This window comes from Methanohalophilus euhalobius (genome assembly GCF_900215215.1).
Taxonomy (GTDB): Archaea; Halobacteriota; Methanosarcinia; order Methanosarcinales; family Methanosarcinaceae; genus Methanohalophilus; species Methanohalophilus euhalobius.
Genome location: NZ_OBDR01000016.1, coordinates 1 through 26,993, shown reverse-complemented (window position 1 = coordinate 26,993; position 26,993 = coordinate 1). Strand labels below are relative to the sequence as shown.

Sequence of the window (26,993 nt, the reverse complement as noted above, 5' to 3'; positions counted from 1 at the left end):
TAAAAATGTTGCTGTCAAAACAGGATTGTACAAAAATAAGGGGAGGAGTGATAAAGACATCACTCTTCTGGTTTTTGACGTGGTTTACGTCTCATATATAGAACAATAGCCCCTATAACCAATACTGCAATCACAAAACCCACGGGTAACATTAATCCATTTGCATCGGTATTGGATGAAGCCGATACCTGTGTTTTGATTTTCACATTGTCTGAAACCCTGTCATGACCTTTAGTGTCCTCATACTTGATTTCACTGTTTATGGCATAGGGTTTTTCAATCGCAGTATCCCCTACTTTTATCTTAAATACCGCAACGGCACTTTCCCCGACATCCATATCCCCCAGATATGCCTGGTCATCCGTAGTACTGAAGGGATCAGCTGCACTTATACGAACAATGGCATCCTTTACGGGTTCATTACCCGTATTGGTATAGGTAGCATGCAGCATTCCTTCTTCACCTATATTCAGCTGCCCGGAAACATTGGTAACCTCAAATTGTGCTTCCTTTTTCACATATACGGGAATGGTAACATTCTGGGAACCCACATCATACCATAGCCCCACATCCATATTTGTGACACCAAGACTTGTTTCATTATCACCGGAAACCTGGACATTCTTCTGATAGCCATAATAAAGATTGAGAGTCAGCGGATATTCTCCTGATGGTGCATTCTCCGAAAATTCCACATTAAACATGATAGGAGAGGTAGTCTGCTCACCGGCAGCCAGTGAACCGGCTTCCTGAGGGCCGGATTTTACTTTTACATTGGGATCAGGGGAAGTAAGAATTGCCACGATACCAATCGCAGTTGTCCGTTGTGATTCATAGGATTGTTCCTGTTGCTGTAGTTTTTGATCAAGTTTATCTATCGGGTCATCATCCTTTTCCGACTTAAAGCCTGTAATCACCCCCTTATTCATAAGATTAATATTAAGGGTGACACTATCGCCACGGTAAAATTCATTATCACCAACGATGTTTGCGCTTACATCGGGACCGCCATATACAGTGTAGTAGTTGTCACTAAAATCAAAGTAATCAGGCAAGGCATTATTCTGTGGGATGAAGCCGGCAGCTGAGGCCGGAATCAGGCACATCAGGGATATTCCCAGTGCAATTATTCCTATCATTAAATTTCTGTTGTTCATGCTCACTCCTCTCCATTAAGAGTTATTTTTTTCTTTTTACGGATACTGTCAACTACCAGATACATGATTACCAAAAAAGTCAATAAAAGTGAAATCTGGGTGATATCAATCCATCCATCTGATGATTGCATTGGCACATTTATTTTCATGTTATCAGAGAATGCGTAATTGCCATCCTCATCTATATAACGTATCTCACTATCTATTGCATATTCCTTGACAACAGCCATAGCGTCTGAATTCACATTAAATGAAACTGTATGTTCTTCGCCCGGTTCAAGAGTACCCAGCAATGCCGTAGAACTGCCGGTACTTAAGGGGTCCATGACAACCACCCTGGCAATAGCATCATCCGCGGTCAATTCTCCCACATTGCGATAAGTCACCACTATTTGGCTTTCTCCACCGGCAACCAGCTCTCCATCGACATCAACGACTTCAAATTCTGCTGCTTTTTCCACATGGATCGGTATTTGCAGAGTTATATTCGAATTATTATAATAGGTAGCATGATCCATATCAGGTAGACCTAGCTGAATAGTTCGGCCACCTGTCATACGGACATCCTTCTGATATTCATAACTTACAGGGAGAAAGAGTATATAGTCTCCTGCTGGAGCATTATCCGAAATTTCAATTGTGAATGTCATGGGACGCGAGGGTAAATCTCCGGGAGCCAGTTTTTCCAGGGTCTGGCCACTGGTCGAAGAATCGATCTCTATATAATCAGTAGGGGAAACGAGACTTGCCTTTATACCGTAAGCAGTTGTGCGTTTTGCTTCATATTCCATCTCTTTCATGGCAAGGGCTTGTTTGGCCTTATCACCCTTCACATCTGTGACGGATTTCAAGCCATGCAAAATACCCCTGTTAGAGAGAATAACATTGACATTGGCTGTTTCACCCCGATCAAAATAAGTGTCCCCTACTACTGAAGCGTGAATTTCCGGTTCACCATACCCCCGGTAATAATTTGTAGTATATTCATAAGTCGGGGGAATGTACTCTTTCGATTGGGCCGTAGTTACACCAATAAATAGAGTTGCAAGCAGTATTACTGAGACCAGGGACAGAAAGACCAGTGGTCTTCTGAAATTCTTTATATTATATTGGGTTCTACTCATGTGATATCAGCCCCTGTTTGAAGATTATTTGCAGATGAATTGAGTTTTTGCCCCGCTTTTTTTGCCCTGTGTTTTTCCCTCCATTTGTCCAAGGTCACAATTACGGGAGGGAATATGACAAATGTAGCAATCAGAGCAAGGGCAACATCGATTACGGTAATGATACCAAAACTGCTTATAATACCAAAAGCAGAAGCAACCAGTGCCATGAAACCGAATAATGTGGTCAACCCGGAAGTAACGATAGCCTTACCAATCTTAGTACTGGCTTCACACATGGCTGCTTCAGGTAGAGCACCCTTTTCCCTCTCTTCAAAGTAGCGCTCCATCATAAGTACCGCATATTCCGAACCAACCCCCAGTATCAGAGCTCCGAGGGTCGCGGTCATCGGCGTATATTCCATATTCAGATAGTACATAAGCCCTCCAGTCCATCCAATTACCATAAACATGGTTATGACAGGTACAAAGGCTTTCAGGAAATCTCTGTATATTACAAGCAGACCGGCAAAAACCATTCCAAGACCCAGGTATGTCATGAAAATTCTTCCAGATGTAAGGGCATCTATGACATCAATAAACACAACAGAATTTCCCGTGATTGTCACACTTACATCTGGCGGAGGAGCAAGCCACTGAATGTCGTTTTCAATAACGTTGGCAAGAGTTTCAATACCTTCCATTCCCAGACTGCTCATGGCATCACCGATGTTGAGGTTGACAACCATTATATTCTGGCCACTTATGTATCGCTCCTTTGCAGAATCAGGAATTTCTGAAAGAACATGCCTTACCCCTTCCTCTGAATCCGGAAGCACTCCATCATTGTTCGATTTGACAAGGGTAGCCAGACTTGTGGCTCCATAGATATTCTCACGATTCTCAACTTCATGCCGGCTGAATTTATCGACCCAATGTAAAAGGTCCGGATCTGCAACATTTGAAGTCTTTATGATTATGTTGATCTCATCATCCCCACCTGCAATATCCCTTAGATGCTGAAGGTCTATGAGGGGAGGCATATCTTCCGGCACAAAGGTTTCAGTGTCGGTCTGGATTGGCACAAAGGTATCTGTGTAGAGACCGTTTACACAGATCAAACCTGCAATGATGAGTACAGGTACGGGACGTTTCATTGTAAAAGTCGCAACCGAACGCAGGGTATTGTCAATAAAGCCGGGTGAATCTGTAGTGGTTTGCTTTTTATGAGGTTTTTTGAACCTGCGGGTGATAAGCCTGTGACGAAGAGAATCTACACGATGTTTTTTTGCTTTTTCCTGTCTTTTTTTTGCAAATGTATCAAGCCCGTATATAACAGTCACACCTACAAAAAGAGAGGACAGGAAACACATAACCACACCAATAAGAAGGAGTTTTGCAAAATCCTGCACCATAGGTACTGTGGAAGTTGCCAGAGAAACAAAGCCAAGTGATGTGATTATAAGCGCAATCATGACAGCCGGACCGGTATGTTTGATCGTGTCGATAACAGCTTCTTTGGGGGATTCACCCCTATCCAGTTCTTCCTCAATACGGTTATGGAACTGTATGGCATAATCGATTCCCAGACCGATAAGTACCGGAAACGCTGCCATGGACACCATGGTCATGGGTATACCCAGATAACCCATTGCACCGAAAGTATAGATTATTCCCAGAAGCACAATTGCAAGGGGCATCAATCTCCATCTTACGTGTTTGAATACAAGATAGAGAACAATGATCATCAAAAAGACAGAGAGCAAGAGTAAGACGCCCATGCTGGACATCATTTCCTTATTCATCCCTATCTCAAATGCAGGGTCACCGGTGACAATCGAAGTGTAACCAGGAGGGATCTCTGCCAGGTCTACCGAAGTTTCAACTTCATTGAGAATTTCCTGTTTTCGGACCTCACTGGTATCCCCTGCCATTTCAATATAAACAAGTGTATGAGTTTTATCCGGAGACAGGGACGATGGGATATAAGGAATCAATTCGGACAACTGTTCATCATTTTGAGGAATTTCAAATCTGCCGTTTTCCAGCTTGTTGGCTTCCTTTACAACCGAAGAAGCACTTTGTGTACTCAGCACACCCGGTATCGAAGACGACATCTTTTCCAGACGATCGAGCGCTTCCAGCAAAGCCCTGTCCCTTACATCACCCCCTTCCACCATAACAACGATGGCTTCCTTACTAAAAAGACTCAGGTAAAGATGATCATAATTCTGATACAGCTGTGAATCTTTATCTACAAATGTTTCTGTACCCGAATCCATCTTGATCAGCTGAGCACCTTCAAATGAAACAAGAACAAGTAACATTGCAATTATCACAATGGCAATCGAATGATCCTCAACGAAAATACCCAGTTTCTCAAAGATGTTTTTAATAGGGAAACACTCCTTTTAATTTATAGAGAGATATTTATATACGCAAATATGCTGTATATTTTGTATACGAGTACTTGACTACATATTGGGGCTGATTCATGTAATTCTTCTATATATAACTTATTCATTACCCACAAAAAAATTCATTTTTATCAATTATTTTAAGTATTTAAAGCATTGTCAGCTATTTTTCGTTCCAGATTTACTACCGAACGCATACTTTGCAGCATTTCGTCAATTTCATCCTCTTCAAGCCCTTCAAGCATGACATCGACTAATTTCTCCACACAGCCTTCAAGAACATCTATATACCTGTAACCAGAGGAGGTTAGTGAGACCCATATTTTTCTCCGATCCATAGGATCTGCTGTCCTTTTTACCAGACCCTCCTTCTCAAGAGAATCAATAATGCTTGTCACACTGCTTTTTTTCAGGTTCAGGAACCTGGCCAGGGTGGAAGGCATCATCTCTTTTTCCAGGCCAAGGATAAGGATTGCATGGTTGCGATTTTTTAAGTTTGGCAACTGCTCAGATTTGTCATCAAAAACTTTTCCCACGACATCATAAATAACTTTTCTGGACAAGATATCATATTCCAGTTTCAGTTCGGCAAGTTCCTTCATAGATGAATGAGCATCTTCCAATTAACAACAACTCCACGAATATTTCATATTCCAAATAGTCAATTTACCGAACAATTAGAATAATGAAATATAAATTTAACCCCTGGATAATTTACAGAATAGAGAATGCCCTGACAAGCGTAGAAAATGATGAAAACTGTAAATGAACTGGGGGAGGGATACAAGCAGAATCCCTCCCGTTTGGAGCGAGTGCTACAAACCAATTTTAACATATATATACTTGTCGCATAGGAAGACCCTAGATTAAAATTATTTAAACTGAAAATAAAATAGAACTTATTGATAAGCTCAAAAATATACAATTATAAGAAATATATAAATATTATAGATCATTGGTGCCAGCGCACTGACACCGTATAACCTGAAGAAACAGTTCCCTTTTACTCGGGTATGTTCGGGATTTCCGTTAATTCACCCCGATGGTTCCTGAGAATATATTTTTCCTCATCTTTATCTACCATATAATAATCCGGCATCAAAGGAATTTTACCAACGTTGGTTGCAATTACATACATTGGCTGAGCAAGTCCTGTTGTGTGCCCACGCAGACCATCGCGTATCAATTCCGCACCTTTTTCTACCGGAGTACGGAAATGATCGATTCCCGGTGCAGGTTCACAGTAGAACAGATAATATGGCCTGATTCTTGCAGTCAATAATTTCTGATGCAAATCCCTTATGGTTTGCACATCATCATTTATGCCTTTCAGCAATACGGCCTGATTACCTACGTTAACACCTGCAGATACAAGATCATAGACCGCACGTTTTGTTTTATCAGTAATCTCTTTGGGATGATTGCACTGGGTATTCAGCCAAATTGGTACATCATGATATCCACCCAGTATCCTTTTCAGATTATCAGTAATCCTGTGAGGCAAAACTATAGGCAAACGTGAGCCAATACGAATCATCTCAACATGGGGAATATCCCGAAGACTTCCAATAATATATTCAATCTTTTCATCCGATAAAAGAAGCGGATCCCCACCAGTTATCAGAACATCCCGAACCTCAGGATGCTGGCGAATCCATTCAATACCATCGTCCACATTAAAATCCAGTTTCAGATCATGATTCACAACCAGTTCTTTCCTGAAACAATGGCGACAATAGATACCACATTTCTGGAAAACCGTAAATGCGACCCTGTCCTTATACTGCCTGGCTATACTATCAGGGCGTACTTCATCGGTGGCCCTGTTTTCTTTCCAGACAAGGTAATCTTTCATCCCATACCTGTTATGAGTTTCCTGAAGGGATGGGACAATCTGTTTCCTGATTGGACACTCCGGATCATCCTTGTCCATAAGGGAAGCAAAATAAGGTGTAGTACCCCAGTGTGTATCAAGGGTTTTTATGGCTTCCCTTTCAGATTCAGTCAGATTGATTATTTCTTCGAGCTTTTCAAGAGAGTTAATTTGATTAGTAATTTGATCTTTCCATTCTTCACTCATTATAGTGAATACTCCTTATCAAGAGATAATAGTCATAAAATATATTGTTTATGGTAGATATTTGTAAATAGAGCAAAGTTGTATTGCTCAAATCCAGACAAAAAAACACATCCAGACAAGCCCAAAAAGGTGTCTAATTAAAAACTGATTGTGTGAATGGATGGAAAAAACGCTCCATCCCTGCAACACATTAAGTGAAAATTATTTCAGATAACCTTTTTTCTGAAGCCAGGCGACTTCCTGTCTTCTGTATTTCCAGACGACATCGGCTTTTGAATCCTGAATGTCCCAAGGTACTGCAAGGACCACGTCACCTTCCCGTATTCTCATACGTCTTTTACGGGAACCGGGAATTCTTCCCATTCTTACAACACCATCCATACATTGAAGATCAAGCCTTTTGCCTCCAAGCATCCTGGTTACTGTAGCAACAATCTCATTCCTGTCCTTACGCGGAGTACGGACTTTAGTAAATTGTGCACCCTCGTTCTGCTGTTTATTCTTATTCTTTTTTTTATTATAGTTGTTATAAGCCAGATTGATACCTCATTTAGATTTTATGAAGGAATTTTATTTTAGTAATCAGAAGGCGGAATTAATACAAATTATCCCTAAAACAAAACCAATTCCTGATAATAAATTATGCAATCACAACGTTGCTCTATATGCATTCAACATATTTAAACCCAATTGAACAGAGCAAAATAAAAGTTAAAAGATATTAACTAGTTGTAATTGTAAAAGAGTAATTAAACCAATAACTATAGAACCACATTAAATGTACATTTGCAATATATTCTTTGCACTTGAAGCAGTGGTTAACAGAAAGTAAAGATTAACGTTAATCCTATTTTCCATTATCCCGTCTAATCCGACCCGATATCATACATATTGGTACATTCTAAAACCGACATCTGTTAGTAACCAGAAGTACAATATTACTTGATAGGAGGAATTCCATGAACAACGATAGGGAAATTTTCTGGGAAAAACAATCCTTTGTAGTAATAACTGACAATACCAAACCAGCAATGAAATACACTATAGATGAACTCAATAATAGAGGTAAAGAAGTGTACGTTTTTGATTTATCAGCTAACCCCGATAAAGGAGACATAAAAAGTATTGATGATATACCAGATAATGTAGAAAATGCTGTACTGGGAATCACAACCTCCGATCCAGCAGACTTTGTGCAGGCTCTCAAAAAAAAAGGATGTTCTAATTTCTGGATACACTGGCGTACCGAAACTCCAGAAATTGAGGAGATGAGGGACCCTGGTATACAGATAATCAAGGGAAAATGTCCTATGATGTACCTGGGGAAGGATTTCAGCATCCATGGTCTGCACAGATCAATTGCTAAATTTACAGGAAAATACTGAATAAAACATAGACATTATTTCGTAATAATTACTTAAGCTATTCAGACAAAAGTCTATGCAAGGGGAATGTCAATGGATAAAGAAGACAAAACCATTATAAGAGTATCAAAAGACGGACCATACATTGTAAGCAATCTAAAAACCCTGCGTAATTCAAAAGGGGTATTCATTGAAACAAAGCCCACCATGGCAATGTGCAGATGTGGAGGGTCCGCAAGCAAGCCTTTTTGCGATGGCACACACATGAAGAACGATTTTTCAGGGGAAAAGAAAGAAGACCGCGTTCCTGACAAAATGGATACTTACAAAGGAAAATCAATCACGATCCATGACAACCGTGGTGTATGTTCCCACAGGGGTCACTGTACAGATAATTTGCCTTCGGTTTTCAGAAGAGGCGTTGAACCCTGGATAGACCCTGACGGCGCAGATCCAGAAGAGATTGCGAGGGTTATCAGGATGTGCCCGTCCGGAGCATTGAGCTACACAATTGATGGACAGCTGCACAAAGATTACCCTCATGATGCGGAAGTATTCGTCGGGAAGGACAATGCCTATAATGTGGTGGGAAATATTGAACTTGAGGATACTGATGGATCTGAACCTGAGACCCAGGACCACTATTGCCTGTGCAGATGCGGGGGCTCCAAAAACAAACCATTCTGCGATGGAAGTCACCGGTACATTGAATTCGGGGATGAGAAAAACTGAAACTCCTGTACATCTGGTGAAAAAGCACAATAGAAAATCGGTTGGTCATACAGGAAAACACCGATTATTATTTCTTACTTTTTTTGGAAAACTATCATGATCGATGTGACCTAATAGTGGTTCGAGATTACCGAGAAGATAGAGAAAGGCATATGAAAAATATGTGTAAAAAGGGGTAAACCTATATACCCGAATGTCGATTTTTATTCCGGTGTCGTCTACAAATAGCTTGACACCCTCCCAAACTTGCAACGGCAGTTTTTGCCACTGGAAGGATATCGGGCTGACTTTGCACATTGTCTCGAACAATATTCAGATAACAGATTGATAAGACCACGCGCAAATTCGTTTAACGAATTTATATTTACAGGTGCCAATTATGGATAATAATTCAATTTCTTTTAAAGCAAGAGATACTCTTGATACCAGGGGTAAGAAAAGTACCATATACCGTCTGGATAAACTTGAGGAAAATGGCCTTTGCAAAATTACTTCTCTTCCCTATTCCATCCGGGTATTACTGGAAAATCTGGTACGGAATACAGATGGCAAGGTTGTAACCGAAGAGGATGTAAAAAACCTTGCAGGCTGGAAACCCGGCAATGTACCAAAAACAGACATCCCATATATTCCTTCAAGGGTAATCCTGCAGGATTTTACAGGCGTACCTGCGGTTGTGGATATTGCCGCAATGAGGTCTGCAATGAAAAAACTTGGTGGAAATCCGGAAGAAATTAACCCTGTAATTCCTGCAGATCTTATTATAGACCACTCAGTACAGGTCGATTGTTACGGCACTTCCTATGCAAGAAACTGTAATGAGAAACATGAGTTCCAGAGAAACAGGGAACGTTACGAACTGCTGCACTGGGCACAGAATGCCTTTGACAATTTCAACGTAGTACCTCCGGGAAGCGGCATAATCCACCAGGTAAACCTTGAACACCTGGCAAATGTGGTACATCTGCGGGAAGAAAACGGCGAAACTGTCGCCTATCCCGATACTCTTGTAGGAACCGATTCCCATACAACAATGATCAATGGTCTGGGTGTCCTGGGATGGGGTGTCGGTGGGATCGAGGCCGAAGCGGTTATGCTTGGCCAGCCCTACTATATGCCAATACCTGAAGTTGTGGGTTTTGAACTAAGAGGAGAACTGAAAGAAGGAATCACAGCCACAGATCTTGTACTCACAGTAACCCAGATGCTCAGGGAACACGGTGTTGTAGGTAAATTCGTGGAATTCTATGGTCCCGGTTACAGGAAACTTTCCCTGCCTGACAGGGCAATCCTTGCCAACATGGGTCCGGAATACGGCGCAACAATGGGATTTTGCCCTGTTGATGAAGTTACACTGGATTACATGCGCATGACCGGACGCAGTGAAGAACATGTTAACATGGTTTCCCAATATTGCAAAGAGCAGGGCCTTTTTGCGGAAAGGGATGCACCGGTACCGGAGTATACCTCTACCCTTGGACTTGACATGGGTACCGTATAGCCCTCCCTTGCAGGTCCGAAAAGACCACAGGACCGAATTGTGCTCAGCGACATGTCCACAGCATTCCACAGGACAATGAAAGATGTATTCTCACTGAAAAAGGGAAGTGAAGATTTCGAGAATGATTCGGATTACAGTCGCTGGCTTGAAGAGGGTGGTTATAGTATTGTGGAAAAAACACATCCCGGCCACAGTGGGATCAGGAAGATAAAATGTGAAGGAGAAGAGGTCGACTTAAACCACGGTTCTGTTGCTATTGCTTCCATCACATCCTGTACCAATACCTCAAATCCTTCAGTACTTATCGGTGCCGGACTTGTTGCGAAAAAGGCAGTTGAAAGAGGGCTTAAGGTCAAACCATTCGTGAAAACCAGTCTTGGACCCGGATCAAAGGCGGTAATGGACTATCTGGAAGCAGCCGGCCTTGTACCTTATTTAGAAGCCCTGGGATTCCATCTTGTGGGGTACGGCTGTCTCACATGCATCGGGAACAGTGGACCCCTGCATAAATCGGTAGTAAAGGAAATTGAGGAGCGTGACCTGACTGTTGCATCGGTACTCAGCGGAAACAGGAATTTCGAGGGCAGGATCAGCCCCCATGTAAAAGCCAATTACCTGGCATCCCCTATGCTCGTGGTTGCCTTTGCCCTGGCAGGTACGGTGGATATTGACCTCACAAAAGAACCTATTGCATGTGACCCGAACGGTGAACCAGTCTACCTGAAGGATATATGGCCTGCAAACGGTGAGATCGAGCAGTATTGTGGTAAATATGTGCAGCCAGAAATGTACGAGAAAGAATATGCCAATGTATTTCAGGGAACTGAACGCTGGCAGGAACTCGATGCACCGGAAGGACTGCTTTATGACTGGAACAATGAATCCACTTATATCCAGGAACCTCCTTTCTTCCAGGATTTCCCGCTGAATATTGGGAATATGGAAGACATAAAGGATGCAAGAGCACTTGTGGTTGTGGATGACAGCATTACCACCGATCATATTTCACCTGCAGGCTCGATTCCCGCAGATTATCCAGCAGGCAGGTACCTGATGGAACACGGTGTAGCGGAAGAAGAATTCAATTCCTACGGGTCCAGAAGGGGTAACCACGAAGTAATGATGCGTGGAACCTTCGGTAACGTGCGCCTGAAAAACAAGCTTGTACCTGGTAAGGAAGGTTCATGGACAGTTTACCTACCTGACGGAGAAGAGATGCCAATCTATGATGCTGCCATGAAATACATGGAAAATGACATACCTCTGGTGGTAATTGCAGGCAAGGAATATGGAACAGGCAGTTCCCGTGATTGGGCAGCCAAGGGCACACAACTGCTCGGTGTCAAAGTTGTGATCGCACAGTCCTACGAAAGGATTCACCGCAGTAATCTTGTAGGAATGGGAGTAATCCCTCTGCAGTTCAGGGAAGGCGAAAGCAAAGAAAGCCTGGGGCTTAAAGGCGATGAAACCTACACCATCAAGGGCATCTCAGAAATGAAACCCGGCGGAGAACTCGAGGTTGTAGCCCGTAATCCAGATGGAAAAGAAGTCACATTCAATGTAACTGTAAACCTCAATTCCGATATAGAGGTGGACTACTGCAAAAACGGTGGAATTCTGCACAAGTTCCTGAGAGATAAGGTAAAAGGGGAATAATCCCCTCTTCTCCTTTTTTCATATTTTTCCAGAAAATTATACCTATATTTGATTCACATAATATTTTGCTACCTAAGCGATACATTTCCAGAGCCTTCCCTAGGTAGAAAATATCGATAAAAAACGTTAATCAGTCAGCAGTAATTTCAGGAAAGGAATTAGGAAATTAGATAAAAAGAGATATCAGGCTGATATCTCTTTGACCTGTATATTGAAATTCAATGCCTTACCGGCGAGGGGATGATTCATATCGAGTATGACTTCCTCATCACCCACTTCGACAATCTTTGCAGGAAGTTCCTGGCCATCTGGTGTTTTTACCAGCAACATCATTCCAACTTCAACGTCAATATCTGACTGAATGTTGTCTTTAGGTACTGGTTGGGAAAGACCATCTTTGTATTCACCATAGGCTTCAGAAGGCTCAAGTCTGAACTCTTTTTCTTCACCTTCTTCCATATCTCTGACAGCATCGTCAAATCCCTGAATAACCTGACCTGCCCCTACAGTAAATTCAAGAGGCTCCTCATGATTTTCGGAACTGTCGAAAACTGTGCCATCATCCAGAGTGCCTGTATAATCGATCTTTATTGTGTCGCCATCTTTTATTGACAATATATCAACTCAGTGTTGTATAAAAACGAGTTCTCACTCATCTCATAGCCAACCGAGGTTGTCTACCTTACTTAGGTGTTTTGGGTGAAATTCACATTAGCGAGATTATAAGTAGATAACTTTCATAATTATAAATCCGGGAATTAAGCAGTATAAAGGAGAGTAAAAGTTGAAAAAATTGACAGTAAAATCGTGCATACAAGCCGATGACTCACTGGGAGAGGAGTCCCTCCAATTACACGAAAAACATCATGGTGTCCTTGAAGTGGCAAGTAAAGTCCGTCTGGACAATACCCGGGACTTAAGCATTGCCTATACTCCCGGTGTTGCCGAGCCCTGCAAACGAATCGCTGAAAACAATGATGATGTATATAAATATACACTGAAAGAGAACACCGTCGCAATCATAACAGACGGCTCAGCTATTCTGGGGCTGGGAAACATCGGTGCATCTGCAGGTTTACCTGTGATGGAAGGTAAAGCTATCATATTCAAGGAACTTGCAGGAATTAATGCATTCCCGATATGTCTTGATACCCAGGACACCGAAGAAATTATTAAAACTGTCAAAAATATCGCCCCGGTTTTCGGAGGGATCAATCTCGAAGACATAAGTGCACCCCGCTGCTTTGAAATTGAAAGGCGGCTCAAAAAGGAATTGCCAATACCCGTAATACATGACGATCAACATGGAACCGCAATTGTTACAATCGCAGGCCTGCTGAATGCACTTAAACTTACCGGCAAAAAAATCAACGAGATTAAACTCGTTATATCTGGGGCCGGTGCTGCCGGCATGGCCATTGCCAGAAAACTCCTTCATACAGGAGTGAGATCTGAAAACCTGCTTGTATGTGACAGACATGGAATTATTCGCAAAAAACGTACAGAGGGGATGAATCCTGAAAAAGTGAAAATCGCTGAATTTTCAAATCCTGAAGAAAAAAAGGGAAGTCTTACTGACGCCGTAGCTGGATCTGACGTATTTATAGGCGTTTCTGTTCCCGAAATCCTTACAGAAGATATGGTTGCTTCCATGAACAATGACGCCATTATCTTTGCTATGGCAAATCCCATACCTGAAATCATGCCCCTTAAAGCCTTTGAAGCAGGCGCTCGTATAGTGGCAACCGGAAGATCTGATTGTCCCAACCAGATCAACAATTGTTTGGGATTTCCGGGGATCTTTAAAGGTGCACTGGACACCAGGGCCATCCAGATCAATCTGGAGATGGAACTTGCAGCCGCTAATGCCCTTGCTGCAATTGTAGAAGAGGACGGCATTGAAGAAGATTACATAATACCCAATCCTCTTGACAGGAGAGTTGTCCCTGCTGTGGCAAAGGCTGTTGCAGATGCGGCTATAAAGAGTGGTGTCGCCCGTAAAAAATAATGGAATTAAAGGACCGCATCCCTGTATTCAGCAAATCCCCGCCTGTCAAGCAGGTCACCAAAACGTTCTCCATCCTGTCCGTATTTCCTGTAATAGGCAAGCGTCTTTTCGAGAATAGAGAACAGGCTTTGTTCATCGGTTAATTCTATGAGTTTGTCACAGGCGCGAGGGAAGCGTCCAACCTTGCCTCCTACAAATATAGTGTAACCGGATTCTACTCCCAGGATTGCATCTTTTTTGCAGGAAGTGATGCATTCACCACAATATATGCAACTGTTACTGTCGATGTCTACCTGGCCGTTATCAATGGTTATGGCACCGGCCTTGCAAACCTTTTCACAGAGGCCACAGGCCACACAATTGTTTTCCACCCATTCAGGTCGTACCACCCCCATAATACCGAAATCATTTTCCTGAGGTTTCATGCAGGATGCAGGACAGCCGGTTATTGCAATCTTGAATTTTTTGGGAACGTAGGTTCCAAAATATATCTCATCGATTCTTGCAGCCAGTTCAGGACAGTTAATGAGACCGTGGTTGCAGACGGTGTTACCCTGACATGACACTACACCCCGTACCTTCTGGCCACTTGCCCCGCCAAAGAGACCTGAATATTTCATCTCTTCACTTATATTTGCAACATCATCCAAATCCACAAAAGGAATCTCCGCACCCTGCCGCGAGGTAATATGGATATGCCCTGCCCCATATTTTTCTGCAGCATCGGCAAGGGCACGCAACTGGTTTGCCTCTACATACCCGCCAACAAGATGTGTACGCATTGAAAATTTGTGGTCCTGTTTCTGGGGCAGAAAACCATTATTCTTCAACGATTTAAGGTTGTTTTTCTCATTACTCATAATGATCACTTATTAGCCGGGGTTATGAAGAAAAGTATATATAAATATAACCGACAGAATTTAAAAAAAGATATTATTTTAATATATAGTTAATTATTTTCAGACAGATTTACAAACCTACAACATTTCGAATTCAATAAATCAAACTGAAAATTAGACGAATTATAGCAAAAAACAGGATCCGGGAAATCCCGGAAACCATATTTCATCCTTTAATCAAACCAAGCAACTCACGTCCAAAGGCGAAAAGGTCACCCGGATGACGTGAAGTTATAAGATTGCCATCAACTACTACTTCACTATCCCTGTAATCTGCACCTGCTACGATCAGGTCATCCCTGATACCGGGCCAACAGGTGGCCTTGCGACCATCCAGCACCCGGGCGGAGATCAGAAGCTGAGGGCCGTGACAGATAGCAGCCACAGGTTTTTCTTCATTCATGAAATGCTTCACTATATCCAGCGCATATTCATTCAGCCGCATGATCTCAGGCCCCTTGCCACCGGAAATTACCAGTGCATCGTATTCATTGGGATCGACCTCATCAAAAGACAGGTCCGCTTCAACATGATAGCCATGTTTACCCTCAATAGTCCCACGGGAAACAGATACCACCCTCGCATCGATACATTCCTCTTTCAACCTGTGCAAAGGATAAAACAACTCGAGATCTTCAAAACCATCAGCCCCAAAAACCAAAACTTTCATTCAAATGTACCCCCGTAAAAATTGAAAAACCGGAATAATTCGGGATTATTCCTTGAGAAGTTTCAAAGCATCCCTGCAGGCAGCTACAGCGGGTGCACCCGAGGTTATGGATATGACTTCCATGGTCTCCATAATCTCTTCAGCAGTGGCCCCGTTTTTCAAGGCACTCTGCATCTGTACAACCGTGCATCGTTCACATTGCTTGGATGCCACCACTGCAAGTGCCATAAGAATTTTCATCTTTGCAGGCAGCGCACCATCGGATAGGAGTTTCTGATTGCAATGATTGTATTTTTTCAGGAAATGCGGATCGATCTCACCCAATGTTTTCAGGATTTGAGGAGTGAAACCCAGTTTGTTGCTCATACTGTCCAGTAATTCTTCATGTTCAAGTTCATCATGTTCTGACATGTTATACCCCAATTTAGTACATGCGTTTCTGGTTGCATGCTATATAAATACATTTGGTGAAGTGTAATTCTCCACAGAAGCAGTTTACGCCATAATTAATATTATATTTTTTTGTGACTTCATTTGGGTTAGCAAAAATCTAAAAGTTAATTACAGTACTTAGCTAATTTTGAGCACCTGAACTTAACAACACCTCCCGATAGCTTTACTGAAAAACAGGGATGTTGCCTATGGCCTTGTTATTGTGTGGGCTTATGCGGGAATATTGTCCAGGCACACCGCAACTGATGGATTTGGTGGGCAGTATCCCCTAATTATCCAATTGTCTGCATTGGATTGCTACTTCTTGCCGAAACCGATCTTTTGATTTCAAAAAAGGGAATGAGAAAAAGAGGTTTTTAGCAAAAATGTCTTGATTTGCTGCAGGGAATACATTCCATAAAATCAATAACCGCTTCAGCCCAGCTTCTCCAAATGTCCCAGAATCTCGTCCCTCATCACTTCATCCTTCAGGGCAAAATCCAGTACAGCCTTCACATACTCCACCTTATTGCCGGAATCATAACGCTGGCCGGTGAACTGGTGCGCATAAACCTTCTGTGAATCATTGAGCAACCGGATCCCGTCGGTCAGCTGGAGCTCGCCATCCACACCTTTGGAGGTCTGCTCTATGCAATCGAAGATCTCCGGAGTGAAGACGTAACGCCCGATGGCACCGATATTGGAGGGAGCCTCCTCCACAGAAGGTTTTTCCACGATATCATCCAGGGCATACAGGTGGTCATCCACAGGACTGCAGCTTATTATCCCGTAACTGCTGACCTTGTCCTGCGGCACTTCCTCCACCGCGATCGTGGAGCGACCGTATTTGCGGAAGACATCGATCAACTGACGTGTGCAGGGTTTTTCATTGACAATGATATCATCCCCCAGCAGCACTGCGAAAGGATCCCCGCTGACATGCTTGCGAGCGGTCATTATGGCATCCCCCAGTCCATTGGGCTCCTTCTGGCGGATGTAGTGGATATCCACCATGGAAGAGATCTCCTGAACCATTTCCAGCATATCATACTTGCCCCGGGCCTGCAGATGCATCTCCAGTTCAGGACAGCCGTCAAAATAATCCTCGATTGCCCGCTTGTTACGCCCGGTTACAAATATGATGTCATCGATTCCGGATTCAATGGCTTCCTGCACCACATAATGGATCACGGGAGTGTCAATTATCGGCAACATTTCCTTGGGCATTGATTTTGTAACCGGCAGGAAACGGGTCCCCAGCCCCGCCACCGGTATCACGGCCTTTTTTACATCCATTTCAGTATCCTCTGGTAACATTTTCTGTTAAGTCTGATGTGTCCAATTGATATTAGGTTTTGGTCTGTGAATGACAAATATTCGATAGTTTTTTGTACATCACAAATATTAACTGTTAGTAGAAAAAGAGAGTATAGTATATCAATAAAAGGTGTCATCATTGAAACGATTGAATAAATATATATTATTACTGTTTATCGCCCTGCTATTGGGAATTTCTACAGCCACTGCTTTTGAAGTGTCCCCTGCAAATCCGACAGTTGGAGATACAATTACAATAAGCGGCACATCTTCTGCCGACTCGGTTAAAGCCAATGTGGAATTTACCAAGACCGTGCCAGTAAAAGGCGGAGAATATAAATACCGCATCAATGATGTAGAAATTCCAAAGGGATCCAATACATTTATGGTAAAGGCAGAGGGAGTCGAGGATCTGAATGTGCGGGTCAAAATCCTATTCTGGATCACAAAAAGTGCAGAATATGTATCCTCCTCGGGTGTGGCAAGAGTATCCCAGTCAAATGTGCCTTCTGGAACCTATGATATACAAATTGACGGTCCGGCTGCAACCGGAACAAGTTCTGTGGATCTTACAATTACAGCTTCTCAGAATATAGACGTAGAAAATGGTGTATTTAAGGGAGAATATAATACAATCAGTATTCCTCCAGGACAATTCAAAGTAACTGTGGCAGGTGAGACAAAAACTATTACATTGAGGTCTCCAGGCAGCAGTAGCGGAGGCTCAGGTAGTTCAGGAGGTGGAGGCGGTTCCACTCCGGACAGTTCAGATAATAATGTGGATGTAGAAGAACTGAGCACAAAAAGGGTTTTCAGTAATACCCCAGTGGAATTTCGTTTTTCCAACCCCGAAGTCCCTATCAAGTCCATCAATCTTACATCCGCTATCACTGTAATGAATGTACCTGTACGAATAGAAGTTTTAAAAGATACATCAGTAATGGTCAAAAAAGAGCCAAATGGCAACGTTTATAAGCACATTAACATATGGGTGGGAAACGCCGGTTTTGCGATTCCTGAAAATATCAAATCTGCAAAAGTTATTTTCCAGGTTGAAAACAACTGGATAGAGGATAATAACATTGATAACATTGAACCAAAGTCAGTTGTTTTAATGCATTATGAGGAGGATGCTGACCAATGGACTCGACTGCCTACGGATATGATCTCCAAGAATGATCAATATACCCTTTACCAAGCAAATGTCACTCATTTTTCTCCCTTTGCGATTGCAGGGGAAGCCAAGCAAACAACAAATACTGATAATCAAACTGATAGTAATCAGACAAACACCACAGCTGAAAACGGACAACAAGACAGCTCTGAAACACCAGCAAATTCCAGACAGGGTCTGAATGCTGAGTGGATACTCATAGGAGGAGTTGTGGCTGGGCTGGTAGCAATGACGGCCTGGAAAATGAAGAAAAACAGACAATGAGGTATGTCCGATATTGGCATACCATTTTTTAAGTTTATTGCGCAGGTGCATCCCAACCTGTTTTTTTCTTCCGTTTTCATAGAGCAAACGAAGTTTTTTCTCATACTTCATATGAATCGATCCGCCGATTTTCCACATCTTATTGACCCAGTGATCTATTCGTTTCATCGTTCCCTCATTATGTATTTTCGAATCAGAAGAATACACGCAAAACAGGTATTGCCTTCAATTTATACTATACATCAGCATGATTATTGAACGAATCATACCCCCCATCCAGTGCATAAGTATCGATGTCCACTCCCATTTTTACCAATACATCGGGTGAATCATTTGCAGCACCTTTTGTATGTGTCATATAGATTGGAAGTGTACCAATCATCGTGATATGTGCCTTATCCATCTTACATTTGTAATGCGGATTATAATCCGCATATCCATCATATCTGGATGCTTCAAGAGATGTCGAATCTGTTTTCACATCCCTGATCTTTGTAATTCTGGATATTTTCTTTCCAATCCTGAACATTATTTCATTAAATCCCTCTTCCCCCAACCTGTATTTTACAAAATGGTTAATCGCGTTAAATCGAAGATTTAACGGGAGTTACTACATAGTAGTAACAGTGTTGCATGAGAGGGAAGATTAATAATACCATTATCATCTTCAAAACACAGAAGTCTGGCTTTCTCATTTGTTAAGGTAGATATTGTTTTTTCAAAAGAGAGGTTTCTGTAGGATTTTACAACGATGAACTTTATCATTGAAGAAATCTTATACCTGAAGTGCCAATCCTTATCGGCATAATAATTACGTTCTACATAGGAAGCAATGTCATCGATATCCAGGAAATACAATAACTGGCATATTGATACGCTGTCTTTGTTCAGATAACTGACTATTGAATCTCTGGTATAGATTCCGTCCAAAACATTGTGATAATATTTCATGAACTGGCATATTTTCTTATATATAAATATAATGCATGAGCTACGCTCATGCAACGTTCAGTGGTAATGAGAAAATGAGTTACACTTTTAAAGCGAAAAGCTAATTTGATAATCTCATATTAATATTAGTTTTCAGGGACAAGTTTTATCAATTGAAAATTTGTAACCATAATATCAATAAAAGCAAATTGCCATTATAATCCTAACACATTACACCATACCGGAGAATTAAGAACATATGAGGGAACTAAAACATAGCATCTTTGTATTATTTTTGCTTATAATATCAGCGGCATTGATTATTTTTGGATCTGCAGGAGCAGCAACCAACGATGATGTCATTATGAATATGACAGTTGATGACACCACGTTTAACTTTACCAACCACGAGTCTGATATAGACGGCAACTGGATACAATTACAGGGCGGAGAACCATTCCAGTTGCCCTATCCCATTTCTTTTACTTATAACGGAATAAATAAATCCACATTCACAAAAAAAGGGATTTCTGTCGACATCGATCTGAATGTGGATAGTTACTCTGACCACACTATCATCTATCCATACAAAACACATCCGATGTATGTCACTGGTGATGATGTGTCTTTTACTTTTGATGGTTCAGAATCTTTTGCTGGTAAAGTTGTGGAAATATCGTTGATCAAGACAAATGCTTCCGGATTGTATTCGGCTATTGATAAGCTGATGGATGGAAACAAAGATAATATTGTAAATTTGATGAATTCTGATAAAGATCCAGATACTAAAACCCTTGATGAAAAAGGAAATTGCGCTGTGAATTATGACTCTCTTGACCCTGCTGACTATATAGTAGTGATCATGGGAGATGATGCCACAACCAATAGATTACTCTCAGCCACCGCATTCACGGTTTTAGACTACGATTCTACTGTAAAAGTAGAAGATACTGAAAGCGGAAAAAAAGTTACCATCAGTATGCCGAATGCTCCTCTATCTGATTATACATATGAAGCAATGTACATTGAGGAAAGTGAATACCGGGCAGAAGCCTACATGCAATACAACGGAAGCAGAGAAGGCCTCAATACATCCGTAAATGACGTATCCCTTCTTGAAGGGCTATCTCTGACAGGAATTGATTTCTCTAATCCAGCATCATCTGATTTCAAGGATAAGATCAATGCAAGCGCCGGACAGGACAAAGTCGTCATTAAAGAAGTAAGTTCATCTGATACCACTGCAACCCTGAATTTAAATACTGCAGGACTTGATGAAGGCGATTATATCCTATTTACAATGGTCAGATCAGGAGGAGATCTACTTGCCTTCAACCAGTACCCTGCTGTATCTGCAGAAGAGGAGGATAATGGCTCTGCCGGAGGAGGTAGAAGTGATGGAGGCGTCAGTGGAGCTGCTGTAAGTGGAGAATCCTATCAAAACGTTGAACAAAGAGAAGTAGCCGGTAAATACATAGCCAGGAATACCCCGACAGATTACAGTTTCGCTCAAGGCAGCGGACCGGTGGAAAACATTATCTTCACGCCGCTGATCAATGCAGGCTATACCAGTGTAGTAGTCGAAGTACTGAAAGACACATCCACTCTGGTTGATACAAAGCCGTCAGGTCTGCTCTACAGCAATATTAACATCTGGATAGGTTCAAGACTCTATGAAGATGTGATCGAGGATGCTACGATCTCCTTCAGTGTGGACAAAACCTGGCTGGATGAAAATGATGTGGACTCTTCAAACATCAGATTGCTGAGATACACCACAGAATGGACACCCCTTCCAACCACAATGATCGGAGAAGATGAAGATAAGGTGTACTATACTGCAGACACACCGGGCTTTTCCAGTTTCGCAATTGTGGCTGACACGGAATCTGCACCGGTTACTGGCCCAGCAGAGATGGAGGCGGACTTCACGGCAACTCCTGTAGAAGGACAGAGTCCATTGGAAGTCACCTTTACAGCAGAGGCAGATAATGTCGACTCCTGGCAATGGGACTTCGGTGACGGCAGCACATCAACAGAACAGAACCCAACCCACACCTATGAAGAACCTGGCACCTACACTGTTGTACTGACAGTTGAGGGCGAAGGTGGAGCCGATGTTGTGGAGAAGACGGACCTGATCACAGTAACTGCACAGGAAGAAGATAAAGGAATACCTGGATTTGAAGCAATCTTTGCCATTGCGGGATTGCTGGCAGTAGCAGGTCTTTTGAGAAGGAGAAAACTGTAAAGGAATTGATATGCAGGTTTTTTACCTGCATATTCTTTCCGGGAAAAACCAATACCTATTAATAGTAATATTATAATCCTAAAAATAGGAACTTCAGAGGAAAATCATGCTTACAAGCGTAATTTCAACAACCAGTGCAATTTCTTCCGCGGCAGGTGCCATATCAATGACCACAGGTATTGGGCTGCCGGAGTATGGAGTACTGGCAGTAATAGGACTTATTTTATTGTTATCGGCAAAAGAGATACTTTCCGCTTCCAGCAAATGGAACAGGACACTCAATACCTCCCTGAATATGGGAATTATGCCACTATTGGTGGCTTTTGTTGCAATAGTGGTATTCAAAGTCGCAGAAATAGTGTGAAACTATTTTCTCTTTTTTTACATTTAATTTTTTATTTCATAATTATTCATAGCATTCCAATACTACACACTATGAATTGATTATATTAAAAAATCACAACCTCATTTGGAGTAAAGCAAAGACTTAAATAATTATATTTCTATATACATAGGTAGGAAGTGGATAATAGTGCTTACCAGTGTAATTTCAACAACCAGTGCAATTTCATCCGCGGCAGGTGCCATTTCAATGACTACAGGCATCGGACTGCCGGAATACGGCGTACTGGCTGTAATCGGCCTTATTCTACTATTATCAGCCAAAGAGATACTTTCCGCTTCCAGTAAATGGAATAAAACACTCAATACATCTCTTAACATGGGAATAATGCCACTTTTGGTGGCTTTTGTGGCCATCGTTGTGTTCAAGGTAGCAGAAATAGTGTAATTTCCTTTACATCTCTTTTTCCCACATAATTTTTACTTATTTTGAATTGTTTTGAACTGGGTTTGAAATGCAGTCTATCTCATAGACTGTTGATTGTTAGTTATCAGAACAGGCCCAACCCGGGACCCAGATGAGGGATTACTCCAAAAAGGAATACATTTACAAATCCGTGGGTTAAAGAAACAAAAGAGATACTTTTAGTCCTGAGGAACATGTAACCCAGGATCACTCCTGCAAATGCCGTCATAAGTACTTCTAAAGGGGCACCATAGCCCGAATGCATAACACCAAACAACAAGCTGGTTATAATCAGACCCGGCCATGTTCCAAAAGTATCTGCAAGCCTGGTCTGGAGTATGAACCTGAAAATCAACTCCTCAACAAAACCCACAAAAATCACCATTACCAGAGAAATCTTGAGCAAACTGATAAATGACAGATCCGAAATCAGGTAACTACTCGCCAGGATTGCATATTCTCCCTGGGCAATCAGAATCGCCACAAGAATTGCCAGAAATATATAAACCAGCCACATCCTGTTTACATCCCTAAACCCCCTTAAAGAAAGCGTAATATCCTGATCTTTTGCAACCAGATAAACAGGAATTATAAGTGGGGCATAAATGAATATGAATACGTACAGGGTCGTATCGAAAAAGATAGGCATCGAGATATTTACCAGGCGCAACAGAGGCAGCAACATCAGGGCCTGAAAGGCCATTGTGACTTCCTTTTTGCTAAAATGGATTGATGCCAGGGGCAGGCCGAGAAGTAAAGCCACATGGATACAGATGGAAAGATAATCCATTTCGGCAAAAAGTAGCAGTTCTGCCAGCATAATGAGCAGTACCGGCACCATGATTACAGCTGAATCCCGGTTAAACTGTACATCTGAAAGATCCGGCAGATCCATGTTTTTGAAAGGATGAAATTCACTCATTTGCATCCTCCGATACATTGATCCAGAGATGCAGGTCCCTGTAGGATTCTGTGTAGTTACCATCTTTGTAAAGCAAAAACTGCAGTTTCATGTCCGTGCCTTGAAACGGCGGAGTTATCGTGACAGGTTGCTCCCAGGTCTGATTATGCTCAAGGTTTACCTCTTGTATGGTTTGCAGGGATTGATTCTCCAATTGTATGTCAATAGTATAATTGACATCCTCATATTCATGATTTACCACCCCGATAATTACCTTTCCACTGTCTCCGAGAGTATAATTGACCGGGTAATCATCCGCCATTCCTCCCGGGCCCAGGATATAGAATTCGGTGAATTGTTCGCCCTGTTTCGGAGTTACTACCACATAGATCAGGGTCACGACCGAGGCCAGAATCGAAATCACCAGAATTAGTGTTAGTGCCTTATCCAGCCGAGATTGGGACTCTGAATGAAATTCATCCTGCAGGGACTCGTAGGATTGCCTTAGGGGGACGTAAAATGCTTCTTCCTCGACCAGATTGGAGCGGCGCACCACGGCTATGATACACATACCGATTGTGAAGATGGATAATGAGATCAGGATAGGCAACAGACGGATACCCCAGGGTGTGTAGTTCAATCCCAGGCCAATCAGAGGCACAACGGCAATGCTAAGACCAAAACTCAAGGCCACACGCTCAATACCATCCAGGTCATCGTTTTTGGGAAATAGGGCGGCAATCAGGGCATAACCCGGAAGGAACAATACCATGGGCAGACCCAGCACAGTACGTATGGCTGAATCACTGAGCTGTGGAATAAGAATAAATACTGCCGTCAGGAGTACCAGGCCTACGACAATTTGTATGTCAACAGGGATTTTTTTTATATCCGCCAATATGTACCCTCAAATTGATTGCAGAATCAATTGTTACAATACTTAAATATTATTCGGTCAGCAGGTATAGAATTCATATTGTAGCCGGGAAACGAATTTTCAATACACTGAGAGAAGAAGAAAAGTCCTAAAAAAATAATAATAAAGCAGGTTTCCGCTTACTTCAAATCAGTCCTGCTGCCTCAGTATCAATCCGACAGCAGCAATCATTGCAGGTGCAGCACTTCTGACCAGGCAAAAGGGCGATCGCTGAAATGGAGCAGGATACTTCCTGCTCTAAATTTAAAAAATAAGCATAAACTTAAACACATCTATTGATAATTCCACCATTGATGTTTGTGTTTGGCCATATCGGACTGACCTTACTTGCCTTCTATCTGGCAGAGCAATGGCTGCCCAGGTTGCAGGGCAAAGTGAATTATGGGTTTGTGGCAATAGGAGCGCTGCTGCCGGATCTGATCGACAAGCCGCTGGGCCGGTTTTTGCTGGCAGATACCCTTGCAAGCGGCAGGATATTTGCCCATACCCTGAGTTTCTGGATACTGGTTGGCCTCATTATTGTTTTGATATGGCAGAAGTGGCGGGCAGATTTCTTATTGGTATTGCCCGGTGCAGCAGTTTTGCATTTACTGGAAGATTCGATGTGGCAGACTCCCGAAGTTTTGTTCTGGCCGTTTCTGGGTTGGAGTTTCCCGGCCGATGAGATTGCAGGCGGATTTCTGGATTACCTGATGCACGTTTTCTCCAACTGCTATGACCCGGCCATATCGATGGTTTTTATATCGGAGGTATTCGGGATTGTGATCTGTATGGTGGGTGCTGTGCGATGGTACAGTAGGGTGAAATGATACAGATTATGTCTGTATATTTTGTCGACTGTATTCGATAAAATAGTAGGATTTATCGTATATGGAAGACAAGCCCGGATTTATCAATCCGGGATTGCAGGCATCTATATCTACCAGCTGGTTCTGGCTGCCTGATGATGAATTCACTTTTTATTGCCACAACAATTATTGTGCAAACAATAATATATAAAATCAATCCTTTGCATATTAGCCAGAAATTTCCTTCCAGACAAAGACTATTTGGGCTATCCAGAAGATATGAATCAATATGTTACCGGACAGTTGTAATTTCTGCCAGGGCAAATTGGTTTATAAAAACACCGAGGTGGAAATCCAGAAAGCAGATGGGAAACGTGTTTCTTTGAGAGTACCTGCCTATGTGTGTGATACCTGCGGGGAGGCTTACTACAAGCCGGAGGTTTCCAGGAAACTGGACAGGATTGCCTACAGCGGGTAAGCGCCTCCATAATTGCACAGGGACATATATCATGTCCATTTTTATTCACGTAATATAAATAACGTGTGAACAAATATACCTATAATGCTTAATTTGGCTGCAGTCAACTACACCCTAACGGAAGTGGGTTAAATGTCAATTAAGCATTCATCCAGGAGAATTAGTTGACACGTCTAATAATCATAGGAGATAGGACACATGAGTACACACGTTAGCCAGACGACGACTATCCCCACAACAAAAGCGATAAGAGACAGGCTGAAAAACTATGGCCATAAAGGGGAGACCTATAGTGATATTCTCACAAGGATGATGGATAGGGAGGAATTCATGGACAGAATGTACAAGCGTCTGGAAGAAAGGATAAGTTTATCTCATTGACGGAAATGTCAACCACCCCTCCCTGACGGCAAAGGCTTGAATGTCAATTAACATTGGTCTGGGTGGCTGACAAGCATCTCTGATATTCCAGGATATACCTGAAATCGCGTTTTTTGTGTTCAATGTAAATTGCACCACCAGATATGAATTGCTTTTTACAACTAAATTTTTCATCCATTACTTGCCTAAAATTGTGATTAAGGGGACAAAACATGAATGAAAATATAGATAAAGACAATTCATTGGCCGATTTGCTTGATGAGGATACTGCAGAGATCAAAGAAGGTATGGACCCGAAAGAAAGACCGGATGAATATACTTTCCACATTGGCAAACTCGAGCATACCATCGCTCAGTACTATTATAAGCAGGACCAGGATCTGACCGATAATGACGTTGAAATGAGATTGTTCAATATAATGTTTCACTTGGAGAATAAAATCAGTTATTTCTCCCATCCCCTTGAGTTATCGATTATCGCGACTATGACGGAAGTATTCAAAAAGAGACCCCTCACACTCAGTGAATTTGAATTTGTGCTGGATTATGTGATAAAAAGTGTAGAGAACAGGTCATGGCTGCCTGGCAAGAGAGCCTATCTGAATTGGATCTGTTATTTCTTGAGAATGCTTGAGCCTGAAGATGAAGAAAAATATGTCAAATCCATAAAAAGGAAAGCCAAAAGAAAAGGAATGACTCACTCAGAGATCGATTTCCTGCTGCTTAGAAGTGGCGAGGCGCCGGA

The 26,993-nt window shown here is 42.1% G+C and carries 24 protein-coding genes and 3 pseudogenes; 12 read left to right on the top strand and 15 right to left on the bottom strand.

Going from position 1 to position 26,993, the window contains the following annotated elements:
- Positions 1 to 59: 59 nt before the first annotated feature.
- From CP947_RS09875 to eif1A, 6 genes are all read right to left on the bottom strand, one after another.
- The gene (locus CP947_RS09875; RefSeq protein WP_096713023.1) at positions 60 to 1,157 is read right to left on the bottom strand and encodes a COG1361 S-layer family protein; all 1,098 of its coding nucleotides are present in this window, start codon (positions 1,155 to 1,157) and stop codon (positions 60 to 62) included.
- Positions 1,158 to 1,159: 2 nt separating this feature from the next.
- The gene (locus CP947_RS09870; protein ID WP_096713022.1) at positions 1,160 to 2,281 is read right to left on the bottom strand and encodes a COG1361 S-layer family protein; all 1,122 of its coding nucleotides are present in this window, start codon (positions 2,279 to 2,281) and stop codon (positions 1,160 to 1,162) included.
- Positions 2,278 to 4,599 carry an efflux RND transporter permease subunit gene (locus tag CP947_RS09865; protein WP_279387823.1) on the bottom strand — a complete coding sequence of 774 codons (2,322 nt, stop codon included), beginning with the start codon at positions 4,597 to 4,599 and terminating at the stop codon, positions 2,278 to 2,280. The genes CP947_RS09870 and CP947_RS09865 overlap by 4 nt, the downstream gene beginning before the upstream one ends.
- Before the next feature lie 218 nt (positions 4,600 to 4,817).
- On the bottom strand, positions 4,818 to 5,300 hold the full coding sequence (locus tag CP947_RS09860; RefSeq protein ID WP_096713021.1) for a MarR family winged helix-turn-helix transcriptional regulator: 483 nt from the start codon (positions 5,298 to 5,300) through the stop codon (positions 4,818 to 4,820).
- Between the two features lie 380 nt (positions 5,301 to 5,680).
- Positions 5,681 to 6,757 (bottom strand): KamA family radical SAM protein, encoded by a 1,077-nt coding sequence (locus CP947_RS09855; protein WP_096713020.1) that lies wholly within the window; start codon positions 6,755 to 6,757, stop codon positions 5,681 to 5,683.
- A gap of 201 nt (positions 6,758 to 6,958) precedes the next feature.
- Positions 6,959 to 7,294, bottom strand: coding sequence for a translation initiation factor eIF-1A (gene eif1A / locus CP947_RS09850; RefSeq protein WP_096713019.1), 336 nt, complete (start codon positions 7,292 to 7,294; stop codon positions 6,959 to 6,961).
- 422 nt (positions 7,295 to 7,716) lie between these two features.
- On the opposite strand from eif1A, the gene CP947_RS09845 reads away from it, so the two are divergent.
- From CP947_RS09845 to acnA, 3 genes and pseudogenes are all read left to right on the top strand, one after another.
- Complete coding sequence (locus tag CP947_RS09845) at positions 7,717 to 8,142, top strand: hypothetical protein (RefSeq protein WP_096713018.1); 426 nt, start codon at positions 7,717 to 7,719, stop codon at positions 8,140 to 8,142.
- Positions 8,143 to 8,214: 72 nt separating this feature from the next.
- Positions 8,215 to 8,853 (top strand): CDGSH iron-sulfur domain-containing protein, encoded by a 639-nt coding sequence (locus CP947_RS09840; protein ID WP_096713017.1) that lies wholly within the window; start codon positions 8,215 to 8,217, stop codon positions 8,851 to 8,853.
- Between the two features lie 379 nt (positions 8,854 to 9,232).
- Positions 9,233 to 12,010 (top strand): annotated as a pseudogene (acnA, locus tag CP947_RS09835) (aconitate hydratase AcnA).
- A gap of 183 nt (positions 12,011 to 12,193) precedes the next feature.
- Here the strand turns inward: acnA and CP947_RS09830 are convergent.
- Positions 12,194 to 12,625 (bottom strand): FKBP-type peptidyl-prolyl cis-trans isomerase, encoded by a 432-nt coding sequence (locus CP947_RS09830; protein ID WP_096713016.1) that lies wholly within the window; start codon positions 12,623 to 12,625, stop codon positions 12,194 to 12,196.
- A 169-nt stretch (positions 12,626 to 12,794) separates the two neighbouring features.
- Between CP947_RS09830 and CP947_RS09825 the strand changes: the two genes are divergently transcribed.
- Entirely contained in the window at positions 12,795 to 14,018 is a 1,224-nt protein-coding gene (locus CP947_RS09825) for an NAD(P)-dependent malic enzyme (protein ID WP_096713015.1), read from the top strand.
- Between the two features lie 5 nt (positions 14,019 to 14,023).
- Here CP947_RS09825 and CP947_RS09820 read toward each other — a convergent pair whose 3' ends face one another.
- The 4 genes from CP947_RS09820 to galU form a co-directional block, all read right to left on the bottom strand.
- Positions 14,024 to 14,878, bottom strand: a complete 855-nt coding sequence (locus CP947_RS09820; protein WP_164909051.1) for a 4Fe-4S binding protein — start codon at positions 14,876 to 14,878, stop codon at positions 14,024 to 14,026.
- Between the two features lie 205 nt (positions 14,879 to 15,083).
- Positions 15,084 to 15,587, bottom strand: coding sequence for a type 1 glutamine amidotransferase domain-containing protein (locus CP947_RS09815; protein WP_096713014.1), 504 nt, complete (start codon positions 15,585 to 15,587; stop codon positions 15,084 to 15,086).
- 45 nt (positions 15,588 to 15,632) lie between these two features.
- A complete protein-coding gene (locus tag CP947_RS09810; protein WP_096713013.1) occupies positions 15,633 to 15,998 on the bottom strand; it encodes a carboxymuconolactone decarboxylase family protein in 366 nt (121 codons plus the stop codon).
- A 456-nt stretch (positions 15,999 to 16,454) separates the two neighbouring features.
- Positions 16,455 to 17,315: a UTP--glucose-1-phosphate uridylyltransferase GalU gene (gene galU / locus CP947_RS09800; RefSeq protein ID WP_096713012.1), complete on the bottom strand. Its 861-nt coding sequence runs from the start codon at positions 17,313 to 17,315 to the stop codon at positions 16,455 to 16,457.
- Positions 17,316 to 17,523: 208 nt separating this feature from the next.
- Here galU and CP947_RS09795 point away from each other — a divergent pair, with 208 nt between their 5' ends.
- Positions 17,524 to 18,774 carry a PGF-pre-PGF domain-containing protein gene (locus tag CP947_RS09795; RefSeq protein WP_132130896.1) on the top strand — a complete coding sequence of 417 codons (1,251 nt, stop codon included), beginning with the start codon at positions 17,524 to 17,526 and terminating at the stop codon, positions 18,772 to 18,774.
- A gap of 33 nt (positions 18,775 to 18,807) precedes the next feature.
- On the opposite strand, the pseudogene CP947_RS09790 reads toward CP947_RS09795, so the two are convergent.
- Positions 18,808 to 19,737, bottom strand: a pseudogene (locus CP947_RS09790) (ISNCY family transposase); the annotation flags it as partial.
- Between the two features lie 262 nt (positions 19,738 to 19,999).
- Between CP947_RS09790 and CP947_RS09785 the strand changes: the two are divergent.
- From CP947_RS09785 to CP947_RS09775, 3 genes are all read left to right on the top strand, one after another.
- The gene (locus CP947_RS09785) at positions 20,000 to 21,955 is read left to right on the top strand and encodes a TIGR04279 domain-containing protein (RefSeq protein ID WP_165868964.1); all 1,956 of its coding nucleotides are present in this window, start codon (positions 20,000 to 20,002) and stop codon (positions 21,953 to 21,955) included.
- A 106-nt stretch (positions 21,956 to 22,061) separates the two neighbouring features.
- Positions 22,062 to 22,319 (top strand): hypothetical protein, encoded by a 258-nt coding sequence (locus tag CP947_RS09780; RefSeq protein ID WP_013036596.1) that lies wholly within the window; start codon positions 22,062 to 22,064, stop codon positions 22,317 to 22,319.
- A 168-nt stretch (positions 22,320 to 22,487) separates the two neighbouring features.
- The gene (locus tag CP947_RS09775; RefSeq protein WP_013036595.1) at positions 22,488 to 22,745 is read left to right on the top strand and encodes a hypothetical protein; all 258 of its coding nucleotides are present in this window, start codon (positions 22,488 to 22,490) and stop codon (positions 22,743 to 22,745) included.
- Between the two features lie 103 nt (positions 22,746 to 22,848).
- Here CP947_RS09775 and CP947_RS09770 read toward each other — a convergent pair whose 3' ends face one another.
- Positions 22,849 to 23,685 (bottom strand): CPBP family intramembrane glutamic endopeptidase, encoded by an 837-nt coding sequence (locus CP947_RS09770; protein ID WP_096713009.1) that lies wholly within the window; start codon positions 23,683 to 23,685, stop codon positions 22,849 to 22,851.
- Entirely contained in the window at positions 23,678 to 24,562 is an 885-nt protein-coding gene (locus CP947_RS09765; RefSeq protein ID WP_096713008.1) for a DUF1616 domain-containing protein, read from the bottom strand. Before CP947_RS09765 ends, CP947_RS09770 begins: the two co-directional genes overlap by 8 nt.
- A 332-nt stretch (positions 24,563 to 24,894) precedes the next feature.
- Here CP947_RS09765 and CP947_RS09760 point away from each other — a divergent pair, with 332 nt between their 5' ends.
- Positions 24,895 to 25,410, top strand: a complete 516-nt coding sequence (locus CP947_RS09760) for a metal-dependent hydrolase (RefSeq protein WP_096713007.1) — start codon at positions 24,895 to 24,897, stop codon at positions 25,408 to 25,410.
- A 6-nt stretch (positions 25,411 to 25,416) separates the two neighbouring features.
- On the opposite strand, the gene CP947_RS10600 is transcribed toward CP947_RS09760, so the two are convergent.
- Entirely contained in the window at positions 25,417 to 25,557 is a 141-nt protein-coding gene (locus CP947_RS10600) for a hypothetical protein (RefSeq protein ID WP_164909092.1), read from the bottom strand.
- A 121-nt stretch (positions 25,558 to 25,678) separates the two neighbouring features.
- On the opposite strand from CP947_RS10600, the gene CP947_RS09755 reads away from it, so the two are divergent.
- From CP947_RS09755 to CP947_RS09745, 3 genes and pseudogenes are all read left to right on the top strand, one after another.
- Positions 25,679 to 25,867 (top strand): YgiT-type zinc finger protein, encoded by a 189-nt coding sequence (locus CP947_RS09755; RefSeq protein WP_096713006.1) that lies wholly within the window; start codon positions 25,679 to 25,681, stop codon positions 25,865 to 25,867.
- A gap of 198 nt (positions 25,868 to 26,065) precedes the next feature.
- Positions 26,066 to 26,248, top strand: a complete 183-nt coding sequence (locus tag CP947_RS09750) for a hypothetical protein (RefSeq protein WP_241646087.1) — start codon at positions 26,066 to 26,068, stop codon at positions 26,246 to 26,248.
- A 212-nt stretch (positions 26,249 to 26,460) separates the two neighbouring features.
- Positions 26,461 to 26,993 (top strand): annotated as a pseudogene (locus CP947_RS09745) (hypothetical protein); the annotation flags it as partial.

Excerpts from the sequence above, each read along its gene's own strand:
- CP947_RS09845 (WP_096713018.1), top strand. The coding sequence starts at position 7,717 with ATGAACAACGATAGGGAAATTTTCTGGGAAAAACAATCCTTTGTAGTA.
- galU (WP_096713012.1), bottom strand. The coding sequence starts at position 17,315 with ATGGATGTAAAAAAGGCCGTGATACCGGTGGCGGGGCTGGGGACCCGT.
- CP947_RS09810 (WP_096713013.1), bottom strand. The coding sequence starts at position 15,998 with ATGTCAGAACATGATGAACTTGAACATGAAGAATTACTGGACAGTATG.
- CP947_RS09820 (WP_164909051.1), bottom strand. The coding sequence starts at position 14,878 with ATGAGTAATGAGAAAAACAACCTTAAATCGTTGAAGAATAATGGTTTT.
- CP947_RS09855 (WP_096713020.1), bottom strand. The coding sequence starts at position 6,757 with ATGAGTGAAGAATGGAAAGATCAAATTACTAATCAAATTAACTCTCTT.
- CP947_RS09770 (WP_096713009.1), bottom strand. The coding sequence starts at position 23,685 with ATGAGTGAATTTCATCCTTTCAAAAACATGGATCTGCCGGATCTTTCA.
- CP947_RS09875 (WP_096713023.1), bottom strand. The coding sequence starts at position 1,157 with ATGAACAACAGAAATTTAATGATAGGAATAATTGCACTGGGAATATCC.
- CP947_RS09750 (WP_241646087.1), top strand. The coding sequence starts at position 26,066 with ATGAGTACACACGTTAGCCAGACGACGACTATCCCCACAACAAAAGCG.
- CP947_RS09815 (WP_096713014.1), bottom strand. The coding sequence starts at position 15,587 with ATGAAAGTTTTGGTTTTTGGGGCTGATGGTTTTGAAGATCTCGAGTTG.
- CP947_RS09760 (WP_096713007.1), top strand. The coding sequence starts at position 24,895 with ATGTTTGTGTTTGGCCATATCGGACTGACCTTACTTGCCTTCTATCTG.
- CP947_RS09780 (WP_013036596.1), top strand. The coding sequence starts at position 22,062 with ATGCTTACAAGCGTAATTTCAACAACCAGTGCAATTTCTTCCGCGGCA.
- CP947_RS09840 (WP_096713017.1), top strand. The coding sequence starts at position 8,215 with ATGGATAAAGAAGACAAAACCATTATAAGAGTATCAAAAGACGGACCA.
- CP947_RS09755 (WP_096713006.1), top strand. The coding sequence starts at position 25,679 with ATGTTACCGGACAGTTGTAATTTCTGCCAGGGCAAATTGGTTTATAAA.
- CP947_RS09870 (WP_096713022.1), bottom strand. The coding sequence starts at position 2,281 with ATGAGTAGAACCCAATATAATATAAAGAATTTCAGAAGACCACTGGTC.